The organism is Nocardia niigatensis NBRC 100131 (assembly GCF_000308655.1).
In the GTDB taxonomy this organism is placed as follows: Bacteria; Actinomycetota; Actinomycetes; order Mycobacteriales; family Mycobacteriaceae; genus Nocardia; species Nocardia niigatensis.
Map to the genome: position 1 here is coordinate 131522 of NZ_BAGC01000114.1, position 16965 is coordinate 148486.

A 16965-nucleotide genomic window follows, 5' to 3' on the forward strand; every position below is an offset into this window, starting at 1 on the left:
ATGTATACAACCTGCTGCACGCACACCCGCAAGTGCATCAGCAAATTAGCCGAATTGCCTTGCAATACAGCGGTTTCAACACGCCGTACTTATCCCCCGTACGGCGTTAATAAATGAGACCCTGAAACCGACATCAAAATTGTCGACCCGTATGTCGGCATGCGGATGGAGGACCTCATCGTGGATACACCTGCTCCCTTGCTCACCGCCGCCAGCGACGCCGGTGCCATCTCGGTGGGCAGACGGGAATGGGCCGGATTGGCGGTGCTGGCACTGGCCTGCCTGGTGTACTCGATGGACCTCACCGTCCTGCACCTGGCAGTCCCCCAGATCAGCGAGGTGCTCCGCCCCACGAGCTCCCAATTGCTCTGGATCATCGACGTTTACGGATTCATGGTCGCCGGTTTGCTGCTCACCATGGGCACCATCGGCGACCGCATCGGCAGACGGCGACTACTCATGGTGGGGGCGGCCGCCTTCGCCGCGGTCTCGGTCATCGCGGCCTTCGCGCCCTCGGTGCCGGTGCTGATCGGATGCCGGGCCCTGCTCGGCGTCGCCGGAGCGACGCTGGCGCCCTCCACACTGTCCTTGATATTCACCATGTTTCGCGACCCGGGCCAGCGTTCCGTCGCGGTCGGGGTCTGGGTGGGGTCCTACTCGGTGGGCGGATCCATCGGCCCACTAGCCGGTGGCATCATGCTCGAGCACTTCTGGTGGGGTTCGGTGTTCCTGCTCGCGGTGCCCGTCATGGTGTTGCTGATCATTCTCGCGCCCCGCGTGCTCCCCGAATTCCGCGATCCCGACGCCGGCCGCCTGGATCTCGTCAGTGCCGGATTGTGCACGACAGCAGTGCTGCTGGTGGTCTTCGGCATGAAGAAGGCCGCCCAGGACGGACCCGGCGCGGCCGCGGTCTCGGCGCTGGTCGCCGGGCTCGCCATCGGCGCGCTCTTCGTCCGGCGCCAGCTCAGTACCAGCGAACCCATGCTGGATCTGCGACTGTTCCGGCTGGGCAGCTTCCGCACCGCGCTCACCATCAATATGGTCGCGATCTTCGTGGCCTTCGGATACGCCCTGTTCGTCGGCCAGTATTTCCAGCTGGTGCTCGGCATGTCACCACTGCGGGCGGGCATCGCCACCATCCCGGCGGGCCTCGGGTTCATGATCGGCTCGCAGCTGGGCCCGCGCATCATGAAGGTGACGCGGCCCGCCTACATGATCGCCGCGGGCATGGCCATGGCCGCCTGCGGACTGCTCCTGCTCACCCGGATCACCGCGACCGGCGGCGTCGAGCTCACCATCGCCGCATCCCTGCTGGTGTCGTTCGGGCTGGCACCGGTTTTCGGCATCACCACCGAGCTCATCGTGGGCACCGCGCCTCCGGAGCAGGCGGGCGCGGCCTCCGGCCTCTCGGAGACCGGCGCCGAATTCGGTGGCGCGCTGGGGATCTCGATTCTGGGCAGTATCAGCATCGCCATCTACCGCAACCAGCTCAACACCACTCTGCCGTACGGCGTGCACGATCCGGACGCCCGCGCCGCGCGCGACACGCTGGGCGCGGCACTCGACGTCGCCCGGACCATGCCGGGCGCGGTCGGCAACGCCATGGCCGAGGCGGCCAAACACGCCTTCCTCACCGGCATGCACCTGACCGCCGCCATCGCGGCGGGCGCGGCGCTGCTGCTGGCCGTCATCGCCATGACCCGCCTGCGGCAGGTGCCGCCCGGCTGAGCCGGGTTCACCTGCCCCGGATGGCCTCGACGGCGGACACCAGCGAATCCCCGTCCAGCAGTGGAGCGCGCGGCGCCACCAGCTGCTGTATGGCGAGGCCCTGGAACAGCAGGAACAGCAGTTGCCCGACCGCCGCGGCCTGTTCCTCGCTCAGGTCCGGGTGCGCCTGACGCACGGCCGTGGCGATATCGCGGTGCGCGACCACGCTCGCCTCGGCCATGAAACTCTGCTGCGCGGGATCGCGCGCGATCTGGATGCCGTTCTCGGTGCTCAGCAACAGACCATCCCGATTGCGCTGCACCACATCGACGAAGCCGTTCCAGATCCCGGCCAGCGACTCCCACAGCGTGCCCGACCCGGCGTCGCGAATGGCGGCTTCCATGTCGTCACCGATCTGGGTGCCGACGCCGACGGTGATGGCCTCGGTGACGAGCTGGTCCTTGGAACCGAAGTGGTAGCCGATGGCCGCGAGGCTCACCCCGGCGGCATTGGCGATGTCCCGTGCGGTCACCTTGGCCAGGCCGCGCTCGAGGACGGCCTTGCGCGCGCCCGCCAGGAGGTCTTCTCGATTACCCATACCGCCACCCTACCAGCGTCTTAGACGAATGTTCCAGACGGCTGTGCACGGGCCGCCGGCACCGGCGGTTCCTCCCCGCGAGGCCGCCGGCATCGCTGCGGCTACCCTCGAACCCGTGCGGCAGAAGATCCTCATGGACAACGACACCGGCATCGATGACTCCCTGGGCCTGCTCTACCTACTCGCCTCCCCCGAGGCCGAGATCGTCGGAATCGCCTCCACCGCGGGCAATGTGCCAGCGCCGCGGGTGGCCGCCAACAATCTCGCGCTGCTCGATCTGGCGCGGGCCCCGGAACTCGAGGTGGCGCTCGGCGCGCTGACTCCCCTGGCCGTGCCGTTGCGCACCACCGAGGACACGCACGGCCCGCAGGGCGTCGGCTACGCAGAGCTCCCGCCCACCAACCGGACTCTGTCGGACCGGCCGGCCGCCCAGCTGTGGGTGGATCTGGTGCGCGAGCATCCGGGCGAGATCATCGGTCTGTGCACCGGCCCGCTCACCAATCTCGCGCTGGCGCTGCGGATGGAACCGCAACTGCCACAGCTGCTCCGGCGGCTGGTCATCATGGGCGGCGCGTTCAACCATCCGGGCAACACCACCCCGACCAACGAGTGGAACGTGCACGTGGATCCGGAAGCGGCCAAGGAGGTGTTCGACGCCTTCTCCGCCGCGCCTGCCGACCGCCGGCCGATCGTGTGCGCGCTCGACGTCACCGAGTCCATCGAGATGAAGCCCAAGCACCTGGCGCTGCTGGCCGAACGGGCCGGGAGCACACCGGTGGAACACGTCAGCGAGACCGATCCGCCCGAGGCGCGGTCGGCGGCGAGCAATCCGCTGGTGCGGTACCTGACCGATGCGATCCGCTTCTACTTCGACTTCCACAAGCTCTACGACCAGGGCTACCTGGCGCACATGCACGACCCGTTCGCGGCGGCCGTGGCACTGGACCCGAGTCTGGCGATCATCAGACCCGCCACCGTGGACGTGGAGCTGGCCGGAACGATCACCCGTGCCACCACGGTCGCCGACTGGGCGGGGATGTGGGGGCGGGAGCCCAATGCCGACATCGTGGTCGGGACCGATCCGGAGCTGTTCTTCGAACGGCTCGTCGACCGGGTCGGAGATTACGCGCGAACCGTATTCGCGGAAGGAGATTCGAGCTGGTGACCGGCGATCAGGACCTCGAATACGTCACCGGTTTCCCCGCGCGGCTGGAGCTGCCCGGAATCATCGACGTCCACACACATTTCATGCCGGACCAGGTGCTGCGCAAGGTGTGGGGCTACTTCGACTCGGCGGGACCGCTACTCGGCCATCGCGAGTGGCCGATCGCCTACCGCGACGAGGAGGAGGTGCGCCTGAAGACGCTGCGCGGCTTCGGCGTTCGCGCCTTCACCTCGATGGTCTACCCGCACAAGCCGCAGATGGCGGCCTGGCTCAACGAGTGGTCCGCCGATTTCGCCGCGCGAACCCCGGACTGCCTGCACACCTCGACGTTCTATCCGGAGCCGGGCGCGGCCGAGTACGTGCGCGCGGCGATCGAGTCGGGGACGCGAATCTTCAAGCTGCACATCCAGGTCGGGGACTATCACCCGGCGGATCCGCTGCTGGACGAGGTGTGGGGCCTGGTTCAGGAGGCGGGCATCCCAGTGGTCACGCACTGCGGATCCGGGCCCGCCGCCGGGCAATTCACCGGACCCGGGCCGATCGCGCAACTGCTGCGGCGGTTCCCGCGACTACGCCTGGTCATCGCGCACATGGGGGCGCCCGAGTACAGCGAGTTCCTCGATCTCGCGGCGGAATACCCGAGCGTCCTGTTCGACACCACGATGAACTTCACCGACTTCTTCGAGGCCGCCGACCCGTTCCCCGCCGTCGATCTGCCGCGGCTGCGGGACTTCGGGGATCGCATCCTGTTCGGCAGCGACTTCCCGAACATTCTCTACTCGTACGGTCATGCGCTGTTCGCGCTGGAACGTCTCGGTCTCGGCGACGACTGGCTGCGCGCGGTCTGCTATCGGAACGCCGCGGACCTCTTCGCCCTCGGCCGGCTCACCGGGCCGGCGACACTCGGCGAGCCGACGACGCGCTCTTCCGGCACCGCGGTCTGACACGATGAGACCCGATGGTTGGTGACGGCTGAACCTCACGGAAGGCGGGTCGGTCATGCGATTGGTCGCGGACATTCTGGTCGGATTGCTCGCCGCGCTGCACGTCTACATCCTGGTCATGGAGATGCTGCTGTGGACCACGCCGCGGGTGCGCGCGAATTTCGGCACCACCCCGGAGTTCGCGGAGGAGACCAAGGTACTGGCCGCGAATCAGGGCCTCTACAACGGCTTTCTGGCTGCCGGCCTGATCTGGGGTCTGATCGCAGCGGATCCGGTCGGGCAGGCCGCGAAGATCTTCTTCGCGGCCTGCGTCATAGTCGCCGGACTCTACGGCGCGGCCACCGCGAGCCGCCGGATCCTGTTCGCGCAGGCACTGCCCGGCGCGATCACGCTGGCCGCCGTCCTACTGGCCGGCTAGCGCGCTCAGCGCGATCTTGGCATTGCGGCCCGGGCGTTCACTCGCGGCCGCGGCCTCGGCTGCCTCGGCGAGCGGGTAGGTCGTCTCGACGGCCAGGTCCAGTTCGCCGCGGGCGGCCCGGGTCACCAGTTCGGTGATGAGCCGGCGGCGTTCGTCGCCGCCGATCTCCTCGGCGCGCTTGGCACCCCAGAAGCCCTTGACCACGGCCTGTTTGAAGATGATCGGGCCGGGATCGAGGACCAGCGGCTGCCCCGACAGCGCGCCGAAGGTGATGAGTTCACCACCCGCGCCCAGCACGGACAGCAGGTCGTTGGCGGCCGGACCGCCCACCTGGTCCACCGCGCAGGCGATGGGCGCGCCGCCGGTGACCTCCGCGGCCTGCTGCCGCCAGTCCCCCGACCCGGTCTCGAGCACCGGTTCGAAACCCAGCTCCCGCAACGACTTCGCGGCCGCCGCACTGCGCACCAGATTCAGGACGTGCACGCCGCGGGCGCGGGCGAGCTGATTCACCAGTCGTCCCACGGCGCCGTTGGCGGCATTGATCGCGATCCATTGTCCGGGTTCGACATTCAGATCCTCGAGCAGCATGAGCGCGCTGAGCGGCATGGCCAGCAGCTGAGCGGCGGTCGCGTCCGACACCGAGTCCGGCACCGGGACGATCCCGCCCGCCTTGGCCACGAAGTACTCCGCCCACGCGCCCTGCACGCCCGAAACCGTTACGCGCTGCCCGATTTCCAGGCCGGTGACCTCCGGGCCCAGGGCGTCGATGCGGCCGACCGCCTCGGTGCCGGGGATCGCGGGCAGTTCCGGCCGATAGCCGTAGACGCCGCGGATGATGGCCAGGTCGTGATTGTGGATCGGGGCCAGGGTGGTCGCGATGCGCGCCTCGCCCGGCCCGGGCTCGGGCACCGGCCGCTCGGTCGTGGTGAGGACCTGCTCGGGCTCGCCGAACTGTTCGATGATGACCGCACGCATGCTCGTTCCTCCCTCAGTCCTCGACCACGATGACGTCGACGTCGATATTGCCGCGGGTGGCATTGGAGTACGGGCACACCTGGTGCGCCTTGTCCGCCAGCGCCCGCGCCTCGTCCAGGGGCAGGTGCGGCAGGGAGACCTCCAGGGTGACGGCCAGGCCGAAGCCGCCGGCGTCGTTGGCGCCGATGCCGACCTTCGCGCCCACAGCCGAATCGTCCACGTTCGCCTTCAGCGACCGCGCGACGGCCCGCAGCGCCGAGTGGAAGCAGGCCGCGTAACCGGCGGCGAAGAGCTGCTCAGGGTTGGTGCCGATGCCGCTGCCGCCCATCTCCTTCGGAATCGACAGCGCGGCTTCGATCTTGCCGTCGTCGGTGCGGACCTGGCCGTTGCGGCCATCGCCGGTGGCGAGGGCTTCGGCGGTGTAGAGCACGTTCATCAGGGGGTCTCCTTCGATCGGGTGTGGGTGGTGAGGGCTTCGGTCAGCCGGTGCAGGGTTTCGCGCAGTTCGGCCAGTTCCGCCTGGGGCAGGCCGGCGATCTCGGCCGATCGAGCGGGGATCCGGCATGCGGCGGAACGCAATTCGCGGCCGCGGTCGGTCAGCGTGATCTCCACGCGGCGTTCATCGGCGGTCGAGCGGCGGCGTACCACGTGGCCCGCCGCCTCGAGCCGCTTCAGCAGCGGCGACAGGGTGCCCGAGTCCAGTTCCAGGGCCGAGCACAGGTCGCCGACGGTGCGGCCGTCGCGCTGCCAGAGCGCGAGCAGCACCAGGTATTGCGGGTAGGTGATGCCGAGCGCGTCGAGTTGCGGCCGGTACATGGCGGTCATGGCCCGGGACGCCGCGTAGAGCGCGAAGCACAGCTGGTTTTCCAGCGCCAGCTCATCGGTCATGTCCAATATGGTAGCCAGCAATTAGATTGTGCACAATCTATCTGGCCGTCTTCTCCGTCACACCCGGCGATAACACCGGACGATCGCGGCCGTAGGGCGGATTCCGATCATCGGGAATTTCCCTCGCGAGCAGCCGGATCCGCGGACACCGCCGTTAGAACGCGTTCTAATGAGGACAACCGAACCAGAGCGGAGTTGCGATGACGCATGAGGTAGTGAGCCGGGTCCAGGAGCTGTCGGGCCAGTTGGCGGCGACCGCCGGCGAGACCGAGCGGCTGGGCAAGCTCTCCGACGAGAGCGTGAAACTGATCCGCCAGGCCGGAGTGATGCGGCTGCTGCAGCCCGCCGACTTCGGCGGGTACGCCGCGCATCCCCGGGATTTCGCCGAGGCGGTCATGGCCGTGGCCCGGCACTGCGGGTCCACCGGCTGGGTGTGCGGTGTCGGCGGCGTGCACCCGTGGGAGATGGCACTGATGGACCGGCGGTTGCAGAACGAGGTGTGGGGCGAGAACCCTGATACCTGGATCGCGTCACCGTATGCCGCCCAGGGCGTGGCCACGCCGGCCGACGGCGGATACACGCTGCGGGGCCGCTGGAACTTCTCCTCCGGCACCGATCACTGCGACTGGATCTTCTTGGGCGCGTTGCTCGGTGACGCGGAGGGCAATCCGGTGATGCCGCCGACCGTGCTGCACGTGGTGCTGCCGCGCCAGGACTACACGATCGTCGACGACTCGTGGGATGTCATCGGACTGCAGGGCACCGGCAGCAAGGACGTCATCGTCGACGGCGCTTTCATTCCGGCCTACCGCACCATCGAATTCGATGCCGTCGCGGCCGGTGAGATCGCGGCCGAGCAGGCGGGCCGCTCCGAGACCGTGTACAAGCTGCCGTTCTGGGCCATGTTCCCGCTGGGCATCACCTCGGCGGTGATCGGCATCGCCGAGGGCGCGCTCGCGGCGCACCTGGACTATCAGCGTGACCGGGTCACGGCCATGGGCACCAAGATCAAGGACGATCCGTACGTGCTGTCGGCCATTTCCGAGGCGGCCGCCGATATCGCGGCCTCGCGCACCCAGCTGCTGGACGGCATCAACCGGCTCTACGACCAGGCCGAGGCCGGGAAGACCATCACCTTCGAGGACCGTTCCCTGGTGCGCCGCAATCAAGTTCGCTGCGCCTGGCGGGCGGTGTCGGCGGTGGACGAGATCTTCGCGCGGTCCGGCGGCAATGCGGTGCGTCGGCAGAATGTCATGCAGCGGTTCTGGCGCGACGCGCACGTGGGTCTGCAGCATGCGATTCACACGCCCGGATCGCTGTACCACTCAACAGCATTGACGATCATGGGCATCGAGCCCGAGGGCCCACTGCGCGCCATGATCTGACATCGGCCGGGTCGGCCCCGGCATTGTTTCCGCGCTTCGCGGCCCTGCTTCCGGGCCGTTCCGGTAGGTGATGCCGTAGGTTCGCCACCGGACGGTTCCTGGAAGACGGTTCGGCGGGCGAGGAGGCGCGATGTGATGCGGGCGGGCAACGAGGGCGGGACGGCACCGGACGCGGACCTGCCCTTGTCAACCGCTCAATTGCGGTGGTGGGTCGCCCAGCAGCTGTATCCCGCGGTGCCGAATACGGTGGCCCTGTACCTGGAGCTGACCGGGGACCTGGAACGAGAGTTGCTGCAGGAGTGCGGCACTCGGGCCGCCCGGGAATTGGAGTCGCCGCTGCTGCGGTTCCGTCTGGTCGAGGGGTGTCCGCGGCAGTACTCGGATCCGGCGGCCTTCGGGCCCGCGCACTTCGTGGATCTGACCGATCGGGCAGATCCGCTGGGCAGTGCGGTGGCGGCGATGGATCGGGATCAGGGGTTGCCGCTGGACCTGTTGAGCGATCCGCTCACCGTGGCCACCGTGTATCGGCTGGAACCACGACGCCATCTGCTGTATCTGCGCAGCCACCACATCGTGCTGGATGGGCTCGGGGCGGCGGCGTTGCTGCGGCGCACGACCGAGTTGTACAGCGCCACACTGGATTCGCGGTCGCGCGGCGGCTCCGAAGCATCGTTCCTGACCGTCGCCGAGCTGCTCGACGACGAGCGTCGCTACCTGAACTCCTCCCGGGCTTCGTCGGATCGCGGGTACTGGGCCCGGCAGGTCGACGGCATGGGCGAGCCCGCCCGACTGGCGGGACCTCCCGTCGCACCGGCCGCGCGACCGCACCGGACCGCTGCTGCGCTTCCCGATTCCACCGCCGACCGGCTGCGGACACTCAGGCAGGAGTCGGGAATCGCGTTCCCCGGGCTCACCATCGCGGCCTTCGCCTGCTATCTGGCCGGGATGACCGGATCCGACGAGATCGTGCTGTCGCTACCGGTCCCCGCACGCCCTACAGCCGCGCTACGCCGCTCGGCCGGGACCGTATCGAATGTGGTGCCGTTGCGGCTGACCGGGATGCGCGGCGCCACCGGCGCGAAGGTGATCGAGCAGGTGCGGGCGAAGGTCGTCGGCGCGCTGCGGCACCAGCGGTACCGCTACGAGGACATGCTGCGCGACAGTGGCGACAACCTGACGGTTCGTGGCAGTTTCGGGCCGGTGGTCAACATGCTGCGGTTCGTTGAGCAGCCGCGGGTAGGGCCGCTGACCGCGCAGGTGCGACTGCTGTCGCTGGGGCCGGTGGAGGATCTACTGGTCAACGGGTATCAGCTGGGGCCGGACGAGCGCACGATCACCATTGACATGCAGGCCAATCCGGGGTTGTACAGCCGGGAGACACTGGCCTGGCACCACAGCCGCTATCTGGAGTACCTCCACAGGTTTCTCGCCGACCTCGCCGGGCCGGTGCCCGAGATCGCGGGCGGGCACACCGGGCCGGCAGCCGGTGACACACAGGGATGGCGATTGCCACCAATCCCGACTGTCGATAGCTGAATGGATGCTGGTCGCCGAATCATGGGCAGACAGGATCACTTCAAGGTCGGCAAATTCTGCTGGTGGACACGCGCGGCGATACCGGGAAAAGGACCTCTACGGCGGAATACTCGCATTCATGCATCGGCTGACGCGCTACCTCGTTGCTCTGATCGCCGCATTTGCCGCCCTTGTGCCGGTCACCGCCTCGGCCGACCTTGGTGATGGCGCCTCCATCGTCGATGTGCGCCCGCTGGGTGGGCGTCAGTACGAGGTGACCGTCTACTCGGCGGCCATGAACCGGAACATCCCGGTCTGGGTGTCGCACCCGGACGGCCCGGCGCCCGCCCTGTACCTGCTCAACGCGTTCGACGGCGGCGAGACCGGCGGCCCGTGGACCAGTCGCACCGACGTCGCCCAGTTCTTCGCCGACAAGCCGGTCAATGTCATCACCCCGGTCGGCGGCCGGGCCAGCTACTACACCGACTGGGTCGCCGACGATCCGGCGCTGGGCCGGAACAAATGGGCCACCTTCCTGACTCGCGAATTGCCGCCGCTGCTGGAATCGCGATTCCAGATGACGGGGCGCAATGCCGTCGCGGGCGCATCGATGTCGGCGACCTCCGCACTCGACCTCGCCCTCGAATCGCCCGGAATGTATCAGGCCGTCGGCTCCTACAGCGGCTGCCCGCGCACAGGGGATCCGATCGCGCGGACCACGCTGCGCGCCGAGCTCGGGCTGTTCGGCGCGAATGCCGCCAATATGTGGGGCGGCGACGACAATCCGGCCTGGAGCGCGCACGACCCGATTCTCAATGCGGGCCGGCTGCGCGGGGTGGCGCTTTACTTTTCTGCGGGGAATGGCCTTCCGGGGGTTCATGATTCGCTCGCCGATCCCAGCATCGGCGGGAATATCGGTGTGCTGACCGACCGGTTGGCTGTGGGTGGAGCCATGGAGTCGGTGGTAAGGGACTGCGTGGATTTGATGGCGGGAGCGTTGGGTGCGCTGGGGATTCCGGCTCAGGTGGCGTATCGGAATGGGACGCACGCCTGGCCCTATTGGCAGGATGATGTGCATGATTCATGGCCGCTGTTCGCGGCGGCGCTGGGAGTCTAGGAAGAGCCGACGTTCAATTCGGTGAATTCCACGAGCTGCAGCGGCAACGCCGGAGAACTGACGGCCGCGGCAGAGGAGAACCGGCTTCGTCGCCGGCCCGCACGCCGCTATCGCGGTGCCGAGGCAACGGAAGATGAAAACTGGTGCGCGAGTACGCGTCGGCGGGGGTTCCGCACTGGGCGCTGACCGACGATCACGTCGTGGTTCGCCGCTAGACCTGGGCATGGGCGGATTTGCTGATGAACAGCGTGCTCGCCGAGTCGGCCCGGATCCGCGAGCGCGTCCGGCCACCGGTGCTCTGGTGGTCACGCCCCTGATGTCCGTCGAGCCTCACCGAGGATGGGGCCACCCGCGCGCGAGTGCTGGGCCCGGAACACCACGACACTGCTGCCCGACGTGCTCACCGCGCCGCTGCTCGTGCCCAGCCGGCGAAAGCAGGGACCGGGCCGGCGTGGTCGCCTCGCCCTACCGATGTGGCCAGGTAATTTCCAGCTCCTGGACGTCGAAGCCCTGGGGGAAGTGCGCGGTTCGAGGCTCGCCGGGCCGGCCGCCGTGTCGCTTGTAGAAGGCGATGGCGGGTGTGTTGGCCTCGAGGACTTCCAGGTAGACCTGGCGGTCCGGGTATTCGGCAGCGGCCCAATCGAATCCGTGCCGTAGGAGGAGGGTACCGATTCCGCCCCGCTCGAGAGCGGGGCGGACATGCAGGTTGTCGATGAGGACGCGGCCGTCCGCGCTGGGGATCAGGTAGATGAAGCCGAGGATTTCCGCGTCGGATTCGGCGATGAACAGGTCGCCCGCGGATCGCTCGGCAGTCAGGCGACCATGCCAGAGCGCTTTGTGGTCATCCGCCAACGCACCGTTCAGGTAGCTCTCGGGCATGATGCTCGCGTAGGCGGTGCGCCAGCTGGCTGTGTGCAGCGTGGCGACCGCTTCCGCGTCGGACTCGGCACCTGGTCGGATCCGGATGTCCATGGCACTCAGGCCCGTTCGTCGAAGGCCCGGAGGATTTCTTCGGCGGCGAGCGCGGGGGTCAGCGAGCCGTCTCGGACCTGCTTCTCCACCTGTGCCCGCATACCCTTCACGTTCGGATTCTCGGTGAGGCGGCGGAGTAGATTGTCGTGCACCATGGTCCAGGTCCAGTCGACCTGCTGACGCCGGCGCTTCTCGGCGAACTCGCCCGCCTCGGTCAGGACGCGGCGGTGGGTGAGGACCGTGTCCCAGAAACTGTCCAGTCCGATTCCGTTCAGGCCGGACATGGTGAGAACCGGTGGCCGCCACAGGGAATCACGCGGATGGATGAGCCGCATGGCTCCCTGCAGCTCCCGGGCAGCGGCCTTCGCCTCGAGCTCGTGCCGGCCGTCGGCCTTGTTCACAGCCACCAGATCGGCGAGTTCGAGGACGCCCTTCTTGATTCCCTGGAGCTGGTCGCCGGTGCGGGCCAGGGTGAGGAAGCAGAAGACGTCGACCATATTGGCGACGGTGACCTCGGACTGACCGACGCCGACCGTCTCCACCAGGATGACGTCGTAGCCCGCGGCCTCGAGCAGCACGATGGTTTCGCGGGTCGCTTTCGCCACGCCGCCAAGGGTTCCCGCCGTGGGCGACGGGCGGATGAAGGCGTCCTTCTCCACCGACAACCGCGCCATGCGCGTCTTGTCACCGAGGATCGAGCCGCCGGTCCGCGTCGAGGACGGGTCCACGGCCAGCACCGCCACCCGGTGGCCCTGGCCGATGAGGTACACGCCCAGCGCGTCGATGAACGTCGACTTGCCGACACCCGGAACACCGGTGATGCCGACACGATTGGACACCACCTTGCCGGTTTCGGGAGTCAGCCGCAGCAGCAACTGCTGGGCCAGCTCCCGGTGGTCGGTGCGCGTGGATTCGACGAGGGTGATGGCTCGGGCCAGGCCGGCCCGCTCCCCTGCCCGCACCTGCGCGGCCAGCTGGTCGACGTCGATCACCCGGCGCGCCACCGGAGCGGCTCCGCCGGGCTGAGCGCCGGACCCGGACAGGCCGACGCCGGCAGTGGTGCCGAGCCGAGGGTGGATCGCACCACCCTCGGTCCCGCGTGCGGCATCGCTCATTCCGTTGCGCCGGTGCCGATCTCGTGGCCCAGCTGTGCGGCCAGCTTCTGGATCAGGTCGATGGCGGCGTCGGCGATGATGGTGCCGGGACCGAAGATCCCGGCGGCACCCGCGGCGTACAGCTCGTCGTAGTCACCGGGCGGGATGACGCCGCCGACGGTGACCATGATGTCGGGACGCCCGACATCGGCCAGTGCCCGCCGCAGGGCGGGCACCAGCGTGAGGTGGCCTGCGGCCAGCGACGAGACGCCGACGACATGCACGTCGTTGTCGGCCGCCTGCTGCGCCACCTCTTCCGGGGTCTGGAACAGCGGGCCCACGTCGACGTCCATGCCGAGGTCGGCGAAGGCCGTGGCGATCACCTTCTGGCCGCGGTCGTGGCCGTCCTGTCCCATCTTTGCGATCAGGATGCGCGGGCGACGGCCCTCGGCCTCGGCGAACGCCTCGACCAGTTCGATGGCCTTGCTGATATTGGTCACCTTGCCAGCCTCCTCGCGGTAAACGCCGGAGAGCGTACGGATTTCGGCCTGGTGGCGGCCGTACACCTTTTCCAGGGCGTCGGAGATCTCACCGACGGTGGCCTTGGCGCGGGCCGCGTCGATGGCCAGCGCCATCAGGTTGTTGTCCATGCCACCCTCGGAAGAGGCAGCGGCACGGGTCAATTCGGCCAGTGCGCGCTCGACCTCGGCCGAATCGCGTTCGGCCCGCAGCTTTTCCAGCTTGGCGTTCTGCTCGGCGCGCACGCGCGAGTTCTCGACCTTGAGGACCTCGATCGGGGTGTCTTCCTCGACCAGGTACTTGTTGACGCCGATCACCGGCTGCTGGCCGGTGTCGATGCGCGCCTGGGTGCGAGCCGCGGCCTCTTCGATGCGCAGCTTCGGGATGCCCTCCGAAATCGCCTGCGCCATACCGCCGTGCGCCTCGATCTCGGCGATGTGAGCGCGGGCGCGCTCGGCCAGCTGGTGGGTCAGCCACTCCACGTAGTACGAGCCGCCCCACGGGTCGGCCGGACGGGTGGTGTTGGACTCCTGCTGAATCAGCAGCTGGGTGTTGCGGGCGATGCGGGCGGAGAAGTCCGTCGGCAGCGCGAGCGCCTCGTCGAGTGCGTTGGTGTGCAGCGACTGGGTGTGCCCCTGGGTGGCGGCCATGGCCTCGACACAGGTGCGCGCGACATTGTTGAACACGTCCTGCGCGGTCAGCGACCAACCCGAGGTCTGCGAGTGGGTACGCAGCGCGAGGGACTTGGAGTTCTTCGGCTCGAACTTGGCGACCAACTCGTTCCAGAGCAGCCGTCCCGCACGGAGTTTCGCGACCTCCATGAAGAAGTTCATGCCGATGGCCCAGAAGAACGACAGCCGCGGCGCGAACTTGTCGACCTCCATGCCCGCGTCCAGACCGGCCTTGATGTACTCCACGCCGTCGGCGAGGGTGTAGGCCAGCTCCAGGTCGGCGGTCGCGCCCGCCTCCTGGATGTGGTAGCCGGAGATGGAGATCGAGTTGAACTTCGGCATCTTCGCGGAGGTATAGGCGAAGATGTCGGAGATGATCCGCATCGAGGGCTTGGGCGGGTAGATGTAGGTGTTGCGGACCATGAACTCCTTCAGAATGTCGTTCTGAATGGTTCCGGCCAGCTGCTCGGGCTTGACGCCCTGCTCCTCGGCGGCGACGACGTAGAGCGCCAGGATCGGCAGCACCGCGCCGTTCATGGTCATTGACACCGAAACCTGGTCCAGCGGAATCTGATCGAACAGTTCCCGCATGTCGAGGATGGAGTCGATGGCGACACCGGCCATGCCGACGTCACCGGTGACGCGCGGGTGGTCCGAGTCGTAGCCGCGGTGGGTCGCCAGGTCGAAGGCGACCGACAGGCCCTTCTGACCGGCCTGCAGGTTGCGGCGGTAGAAGGCGTTGGAGTCGGCGGCGGTGGAGAAGCCCGCGTACTGGCGAATCGTCCACGGCTGATTCACGTACATGGTCGGGTACGGGCCACGCACGAACGGCGCCACACCCGGCACGCTGTCGAGCGGGTAGCCCTCGGCCACGATCGCGTCCCGGTCGGCCTTGGTGAACACCGGTGGCACGTCGATGCCTTCGGGGGTCGACCAGGTGAGCTGTTCGGGCGCATAGTGATTGGCGGTCGCGGCCTCCTTGACGAAGGCGTCGACCTGCTCCCTGCTGACCTCGGCGGGGGCGGTGTCGCCCTCGGTCAGCGGTACTTCGGCGAAGTTGCCGATCCGGTGCTTGATATAGCTCATCTCTATGCTCCCAGCTTCTCCAGCAGGCCGGACAGAGCCGCCACCGCGTCCATGCGCGCGGTCACGAAACCGTCGGGGCGCTGCGCACCGGTCAGGTCGGCGACCGCCTTCTCGGGTCCGGCCAGCAGCACGGTGGTCACCCCGGCCGCCCGCAATTCGTCCACCGCCGCGGCGGCATCGGTGCCGTAGCGGGTGTCGGAGCCACACAGCACGGCGATCGACGGACCGGTTTCGGTGACCGCCTCGATGCCGCCGGAGGCCAGCAGGTTGGTGGTGAAGGTGACACGAACATTGTTCTCCGACACCGGGCCCAGCGGAACCAGACGCACCTGCGGGCGCGCGCCGTTGGCGGCCAGGTACGCGTCGGAGCGGTTGCGCAGCGCTTCGAAGGCGGCGCCGTAGCGGGCGGTGCCGTTCTGGGCGCGGGCGGCCTCCGACAGCGGCTTCTCGCTCAGGTTCGGGAACTCGTTGACGCCGGTGACGGCCGTCTTGCGGTGCGCCACATCGGAATCGCGCTTGGCCTTGGTCTCGCCGATGCGCTCGGCGAGCAGGCCCGCCTGCAGTGCAGCGAGGTAGCCGCCGGCCGCCTCGATCTCCTGCATGAACTCCCACGCCTTGGCGGCGAGCTCGTCGGTGAGCGACTCCACATACCAGGAGCCGGCGCCCGGGTCCTGCACGTGACCGAGGCGGGATTCCTCGAGCAGCAGCAGCTGGGTGTTGCGGGCCATGCGCTCCGAGAACGCCTTGGAGACCTCGAGTTCCCCGGCGGGCAGGGCGTCGTCGAAGGGCAGCACGGTGACGATGTCCGCGCCGCCGACACCCGCGCCGAAAGCGGCGAGGGTGGTGCGCAGCATGTTCACCCACGGGTCGCGCTGGCTCATCATCGCCGCGGAGGTGATCGCCTGCTGCGGCGCGTTGCCGAAGGCCGGGGCGCCGCACACGTGCGCCACGCGCGCCCAGAGGCGCCGGGCGGCACGGAATTTGGCGACGGTCTCGAACTGGTCGTCGGTGGCGGCGAAGCGGAACTCCAGCTGCTCCAGCGCATCCGCGATATCGGCGCCCGCGTCGGTGAGCGCGCGCAGGTACTCCAGCCCCGCGGCCACGGCCGCACCCAGCTCCTGGGCGTCGGAGGCGCCGGCATTGTGGAAGGCCACGCCACACACGGTGATCGCGCGGATCGTCTCGGTCCGGGCCACCGCCTGCTGGGCCAGCGCGACCGCGCCGTCCAGGTCGATGGCCGAGGAGCCGGCGAACAGGCTCGTCAGCGGGGTCGCGCCCAGCGAGACGCGAATGTCCTTGCGGTTCGGGACCTGATAGCCGTCGAGCACCGAGAACAGCGCGGAGGCAGCCTCATTGGCGGCCGGGCCGGCGTCCAGGGTCAGCGGCGCCAGCTCGAACAGGAAACCCCGCAGCGCGGTGGCGAGTCCGTCGACCGGGACCCCGCGTTCGGCGACACCCAGCCACACGGCGCTCACGCCGTTGTCGAGCGCGAAGAGGATGTCCTCGTTGACGGCCTTGGCGTCGGCGCCGCCGAAACGCTGGCTGACGAACCAGCCACGGTGCACGTCGCGGGTGGCGTCGCCACCGCGCACGTAGGGGAACTGCCCGGGCAGCGGCTGCTCGGGCAGTTCGTCGCGGCGCGTGTAGAGCGGGTTGACGGTCAGTCCGTCGTAAGTCGTGACCGCGAGCAGCTTCTCCGGCTCATCCGGCAGTTCGCTCGCATCCACCCTGCGGGCCTTGGCCAGCACCCCGGCGACACCCTTGCGCCAGGCGGCAAACTCGGGCACCGAATCGGTGTCCGAGTCGGAAGCAATCGGCATAGCTGCTGTTCCTTCTTCCACTCCCTGACCGGATGGCCGTTGCACCGGCATTCAGCCAGCTCAACGGCCACTTTGGTTAACGAGCATTCAT

General features: G+C 68.4%; 15 protein-coding genes. 7 read left to right on the plus strand and 8 right to left on the minus strand.

Annotation, left to right across the window (positions count from 1 at the left end; genetic code table 11):
- Positions 1 to 159 precede the first annotated feature (159 nt).
- Positions 160 to 1728: an MFS transporter gene (locus tag ON33_RS37185; RefSeq protein WP_083869598.1), complete on the plus strand. Its 1569-nt coding sequence runs from the start codon at positions 160 to 162 to the stop codon at positions 1726 to 1728.
- Positions 1729 to 1735: 7 nt separating this feature from the next.
- On the opposite strand, the gene ON33_RS37190 is transcribed toward ON33_RS37185, so the two are convergent.
- Entirely contained in the window at positions 1736 to 2305 is a 570-nt protein-coding gene (locus ON33_RS37190) for a TetR/AcrR family transcriptional regulator (protein WP_040863852.1), read from the minus strand.
- A gap of 133 nt (positions 2306 to 2438) precedes the next feature.
- Between ON33_RS37190 and ON33_RS37195 the strand changes: the two genes are divergently transcribed.
- The 3 genes from ON33_RS37195 to ON33_RS37205 are packed head-to-tail and all read left to right on the plus strand — an operon-like array spanning position 2439 to position 4832.
- Complete coding sequence (locus ON33_RS37195; RefSeq protein WP_040863968.1) at positions 2439 to 3470, plus strand: nucleoside hydrolase; 1032 nt, start codon at positions 2439 to 2441, stop codon at positions 3468 to 3470.
- Positions 3467 to 4414, plus strand: coding sequence for an amidohydrolase family protein (locus ON33_RS37200; RefSeq protein ID WP_083869599.1), 948 nt, complete (start codon positions 3467 to 3469; stop codon positions 4412 to 4414). Before ON33_RS37195 ends, ON33_RS37200 begins: the two co-directional genes overlap by 4 nt.
- Positions 4415 to 4469: 55 nt before the next feature.
- A complete protein-coding gene (locus ON33_RS37205) occupies positions 4470 to 4832 on the plus strand; it encodes a DUF1304 domain-containing protein (RefSeq protein ID WP_040863853.1) in 363 nt (120 codons plus the stop codon).
- Here ON33_RS37205 and ON33_RS37210 read toward each other — a convergent pair.
- Genes ON33_RS37210 through ON33_RS37220 form a run of 3 tightly spaced genes read right to left on the minus strand, consistent with a single transcriptional unit; the run spans position 4818 to position 6695 of the window.
- Positions 4818 to 5807 (minus strand): zinc-binding dehydrogenase, encoded by a 990-nt coding sequence (locus ON33_RS37210; RefSeq protein ID WP_040863854.1) that lies wholly within the window; start codon positions 5805 to 5807, stop codon positions 4818 to 4820. The two genes, ON33_RS37205 and ON33_RS37210, sit on opposite strands and share 15 nt — an antisense overlap.
- Positions 5808 to 5820: 13 nt before the next feature.
- Complete coding sequence (locus ON33_RS37215; protein ID WP_040863855.1) at positions 5821 to 6243, minus strand: organic hydroperoxide resistance protein; 423 nt, start codon at positions 6241 to 6243, stop codon at positions 5821 to 5823.
- Entirely contained in the window at positions 6243 to 6695 is a 453-nt protein-coding gene (locus ON33_RS37220) for a MarR family winged helix-turn-helix transcriptional regulator (RefSeq protein ID WP_040863856.1), read from the minus strand. The genes ON33_RS37215 and ON33_RS37220 overlap by 1 nt, the downstream gene beginning before the upstream one ends.
- A 200-nt stretch (positions 6696 to 6895) precedes the next feature.
- Here ON33_RS37220 and ON33_RS37225 point away from each other — a divergent pair, with 200 nt between their 5' ends.
- The 3 genes from ON33_RS37225 (at position 6896) to ON33_RS37235 (ending at position 10712) form a co-directional block, all read left to right on the plus strand.
- Entirely contained in the window at positions 6896 to 8080 is a 1185-nt protein-coding gene (locus tag ON33_RS37225) for an acyl-CoA dehydrogenase family protein (protein WP_040863857.1), read from the plus strand.
- Between the two features lie 135 nt (positions 8081 to 8215).
- Positions 8216 to 9616 carry a condensation domain-containing protein gene (locus ON33_RS37230; protein WP_040863858.1) on the plus strand — a complete coding sequence of 467 codons (1401 nt, stop codon included), beginning with the start codon at positions 8216 to 8218 and terminating at the stop codon, positions 9614 to 9616.
- 118 nt (positions 9617 to 9734) lie between these two features.
- On the plus strand, positions 9735 to 10712 hold the full coding sequence (locus tag ON33_RS37235; protein WP_040863859.1) for an alpha/beta hydrolase: 978 nt from the start codon (positions 9735 to 9737) through the stop codon (positions 10710 to 10712).
- Between the two features lie 465 nt (positions 10713 to 11177).
- On the opposite strand, the gene ON33_RS37240 is transcribed toward ON33_RS37235, so the two are convergent.
- The 4 genes from ON33_RS37240 to ON33_RS37255 all read right to left on the minus strand — a co-directional run bounded on the left by ON33_RS37240 (position 11178) and on the right by ON33_RS37255 (position 16874).
- Positions 11178 to 11684, minus strand: coding sequence for a GNAT family N-acetyltransferase (locus ON33_RS37240; RefSeq protein WP_157184938.1), 507 nt, complete (start codon positions 11682 to 11684; stop codon positions 11178 to 11180).
- Between the two features lie 5 nt (positions 11685 to 11689).
- A complete protein-coding gene (gene meaB / locus ON33_RS37245) occupies positions 11690 to 12688 on the minus strand; it encodes a methylmalonyl Co-A mutase-associated GTPase MeaB (protein ID WP_040863971.1) in 999 nt (332 codons plus the stop codon).
- A gap of 107 nt (positions 12689 to 12795) precedes the next feature.
- Positions 12796 to 15054: a methylmalonyl-CoA mutase gene (gene scpA, locus ON33_RS37250; protein ID WP_040863860.1), complete on the minus strand. Its 2259-nt coding sequence runs from the start codon at positions 15052 to 15054 to the stop codon at positions 12796 to 12798.
- A gap of 2 nt (positions 15055 to 15056) precedes the next feature.
- Positions 15057 to 16874 (minus strand): methylmalonyl-CoA mutase family protein, encoded by a 1818-nt coding sequence (locus ON33_RS37255; RefSeq protein ID WP_040863861.1) that lies wholly within the window; start codon positions 16872 to 16874, stop codon positions 15057 to 15059.
- Positions 16875 to 16965 lie beyond the last annotated feature (91 nt).

What these genes read in the sequence shown, in the direction of transcription:
- ON33_RS37195 (WP_040863968.1), top strand. Translation starts at nt 2,439, where the DNA reads ATGGACAACGACACCGGCATCGATGACTCCCTGGGCCTGCTCTACCTA.
- ON33_RS37185 (WP_083869598.1), top strand. Translation starts at nt 160, where the DNA reads ATGCGGATGGAGGACCTCATCGTGGATACACCTGCTCCCTTGCTCACC.
- ON33_RS37240 (WP_157184938.1), bottom strand. Translation starts at nt 11,684, where the DNA reads ATGGACATCCGGATCCGACCAGGTGCCGAGTCCGACGCGGAAGCGGTC.
- ON33_RS37215 (WP_040863855.1), bottom strand. Translation starts at nt 6,243, where the DNA reads ATGAACGTGCTCTACACCGCCGAAGCCCTCGCCACCGGCGATGGCCGC.
- ON33_RS37230 (WP_040863858.1), top strand. Translation starts at nt 8,216, where the DNA reads ATGCGGGCGGGCAACGAGGGCGGGACGGCACCGGACGCGGACCTGCCC.
- scpA (WP_040863860.1), bottom strand. Translation starts at nt 15,054, where the DNA reads ATGAGCTATATCAAGCACCGGATCGGCAACTTCGCCGAAGTACCGCTG.
- ON33_RS37225 (WP_040863857.1), top strand. Translation starts at nt 6,896, where the DNA reads ATGACGCATGAGGTAGTGAGCCGGGTCCAGGAGCTGTCGGGCCAGTTG.
- ON33_RS37210 (WP_040863854.1), bottom strand. Translation starts at nt 5,807, where the DNA reads ATGCGTGCGGTCATCATCGAACAGTTCGGCGAGCCCGAGCAGGTCCTC.
- ON33_RS37235 (WP_040863859.1), top strand. Translation starts at nt 9,735, where the DNA reads ATGCATCGGCTGACGCGCTACCTCGTTGCTCTGATCGCCGCATTTGCC.
- ON33_RS37205 (WP_040863853.1), top strand. Translation starts at nt 4,470, where the DNA reads ATGCGATTGGTCGCGGACATTCTGGTCGGATTGCTCGCCGCGCTGCAC.
- ON33_RS37190 (WP_040863852.1), bottom strand. Translation starts at nt 2,305, where the DNA reads ATGGGTAATCGAGAAGACCTCCTGGCGGGCGCGCGCAAGGCCGTCCTC.
- ON33_RS37220 (WP_040863856.1), bottom strand. Translation starts at nt 6,695, where the DNA reads ATGACCGATGAGCTGGCGCTGGAAAACCAGCTGTGCTTCGCGCTCTAC.
- ON33_RS37255 (WP_040863861.1), bottom strand. Translation starts at nt 16,874, where the DNA reads ATGCCGATTGCTTCCGACTCGGACACCGATTCGGTGCCCGAGTTTGCC.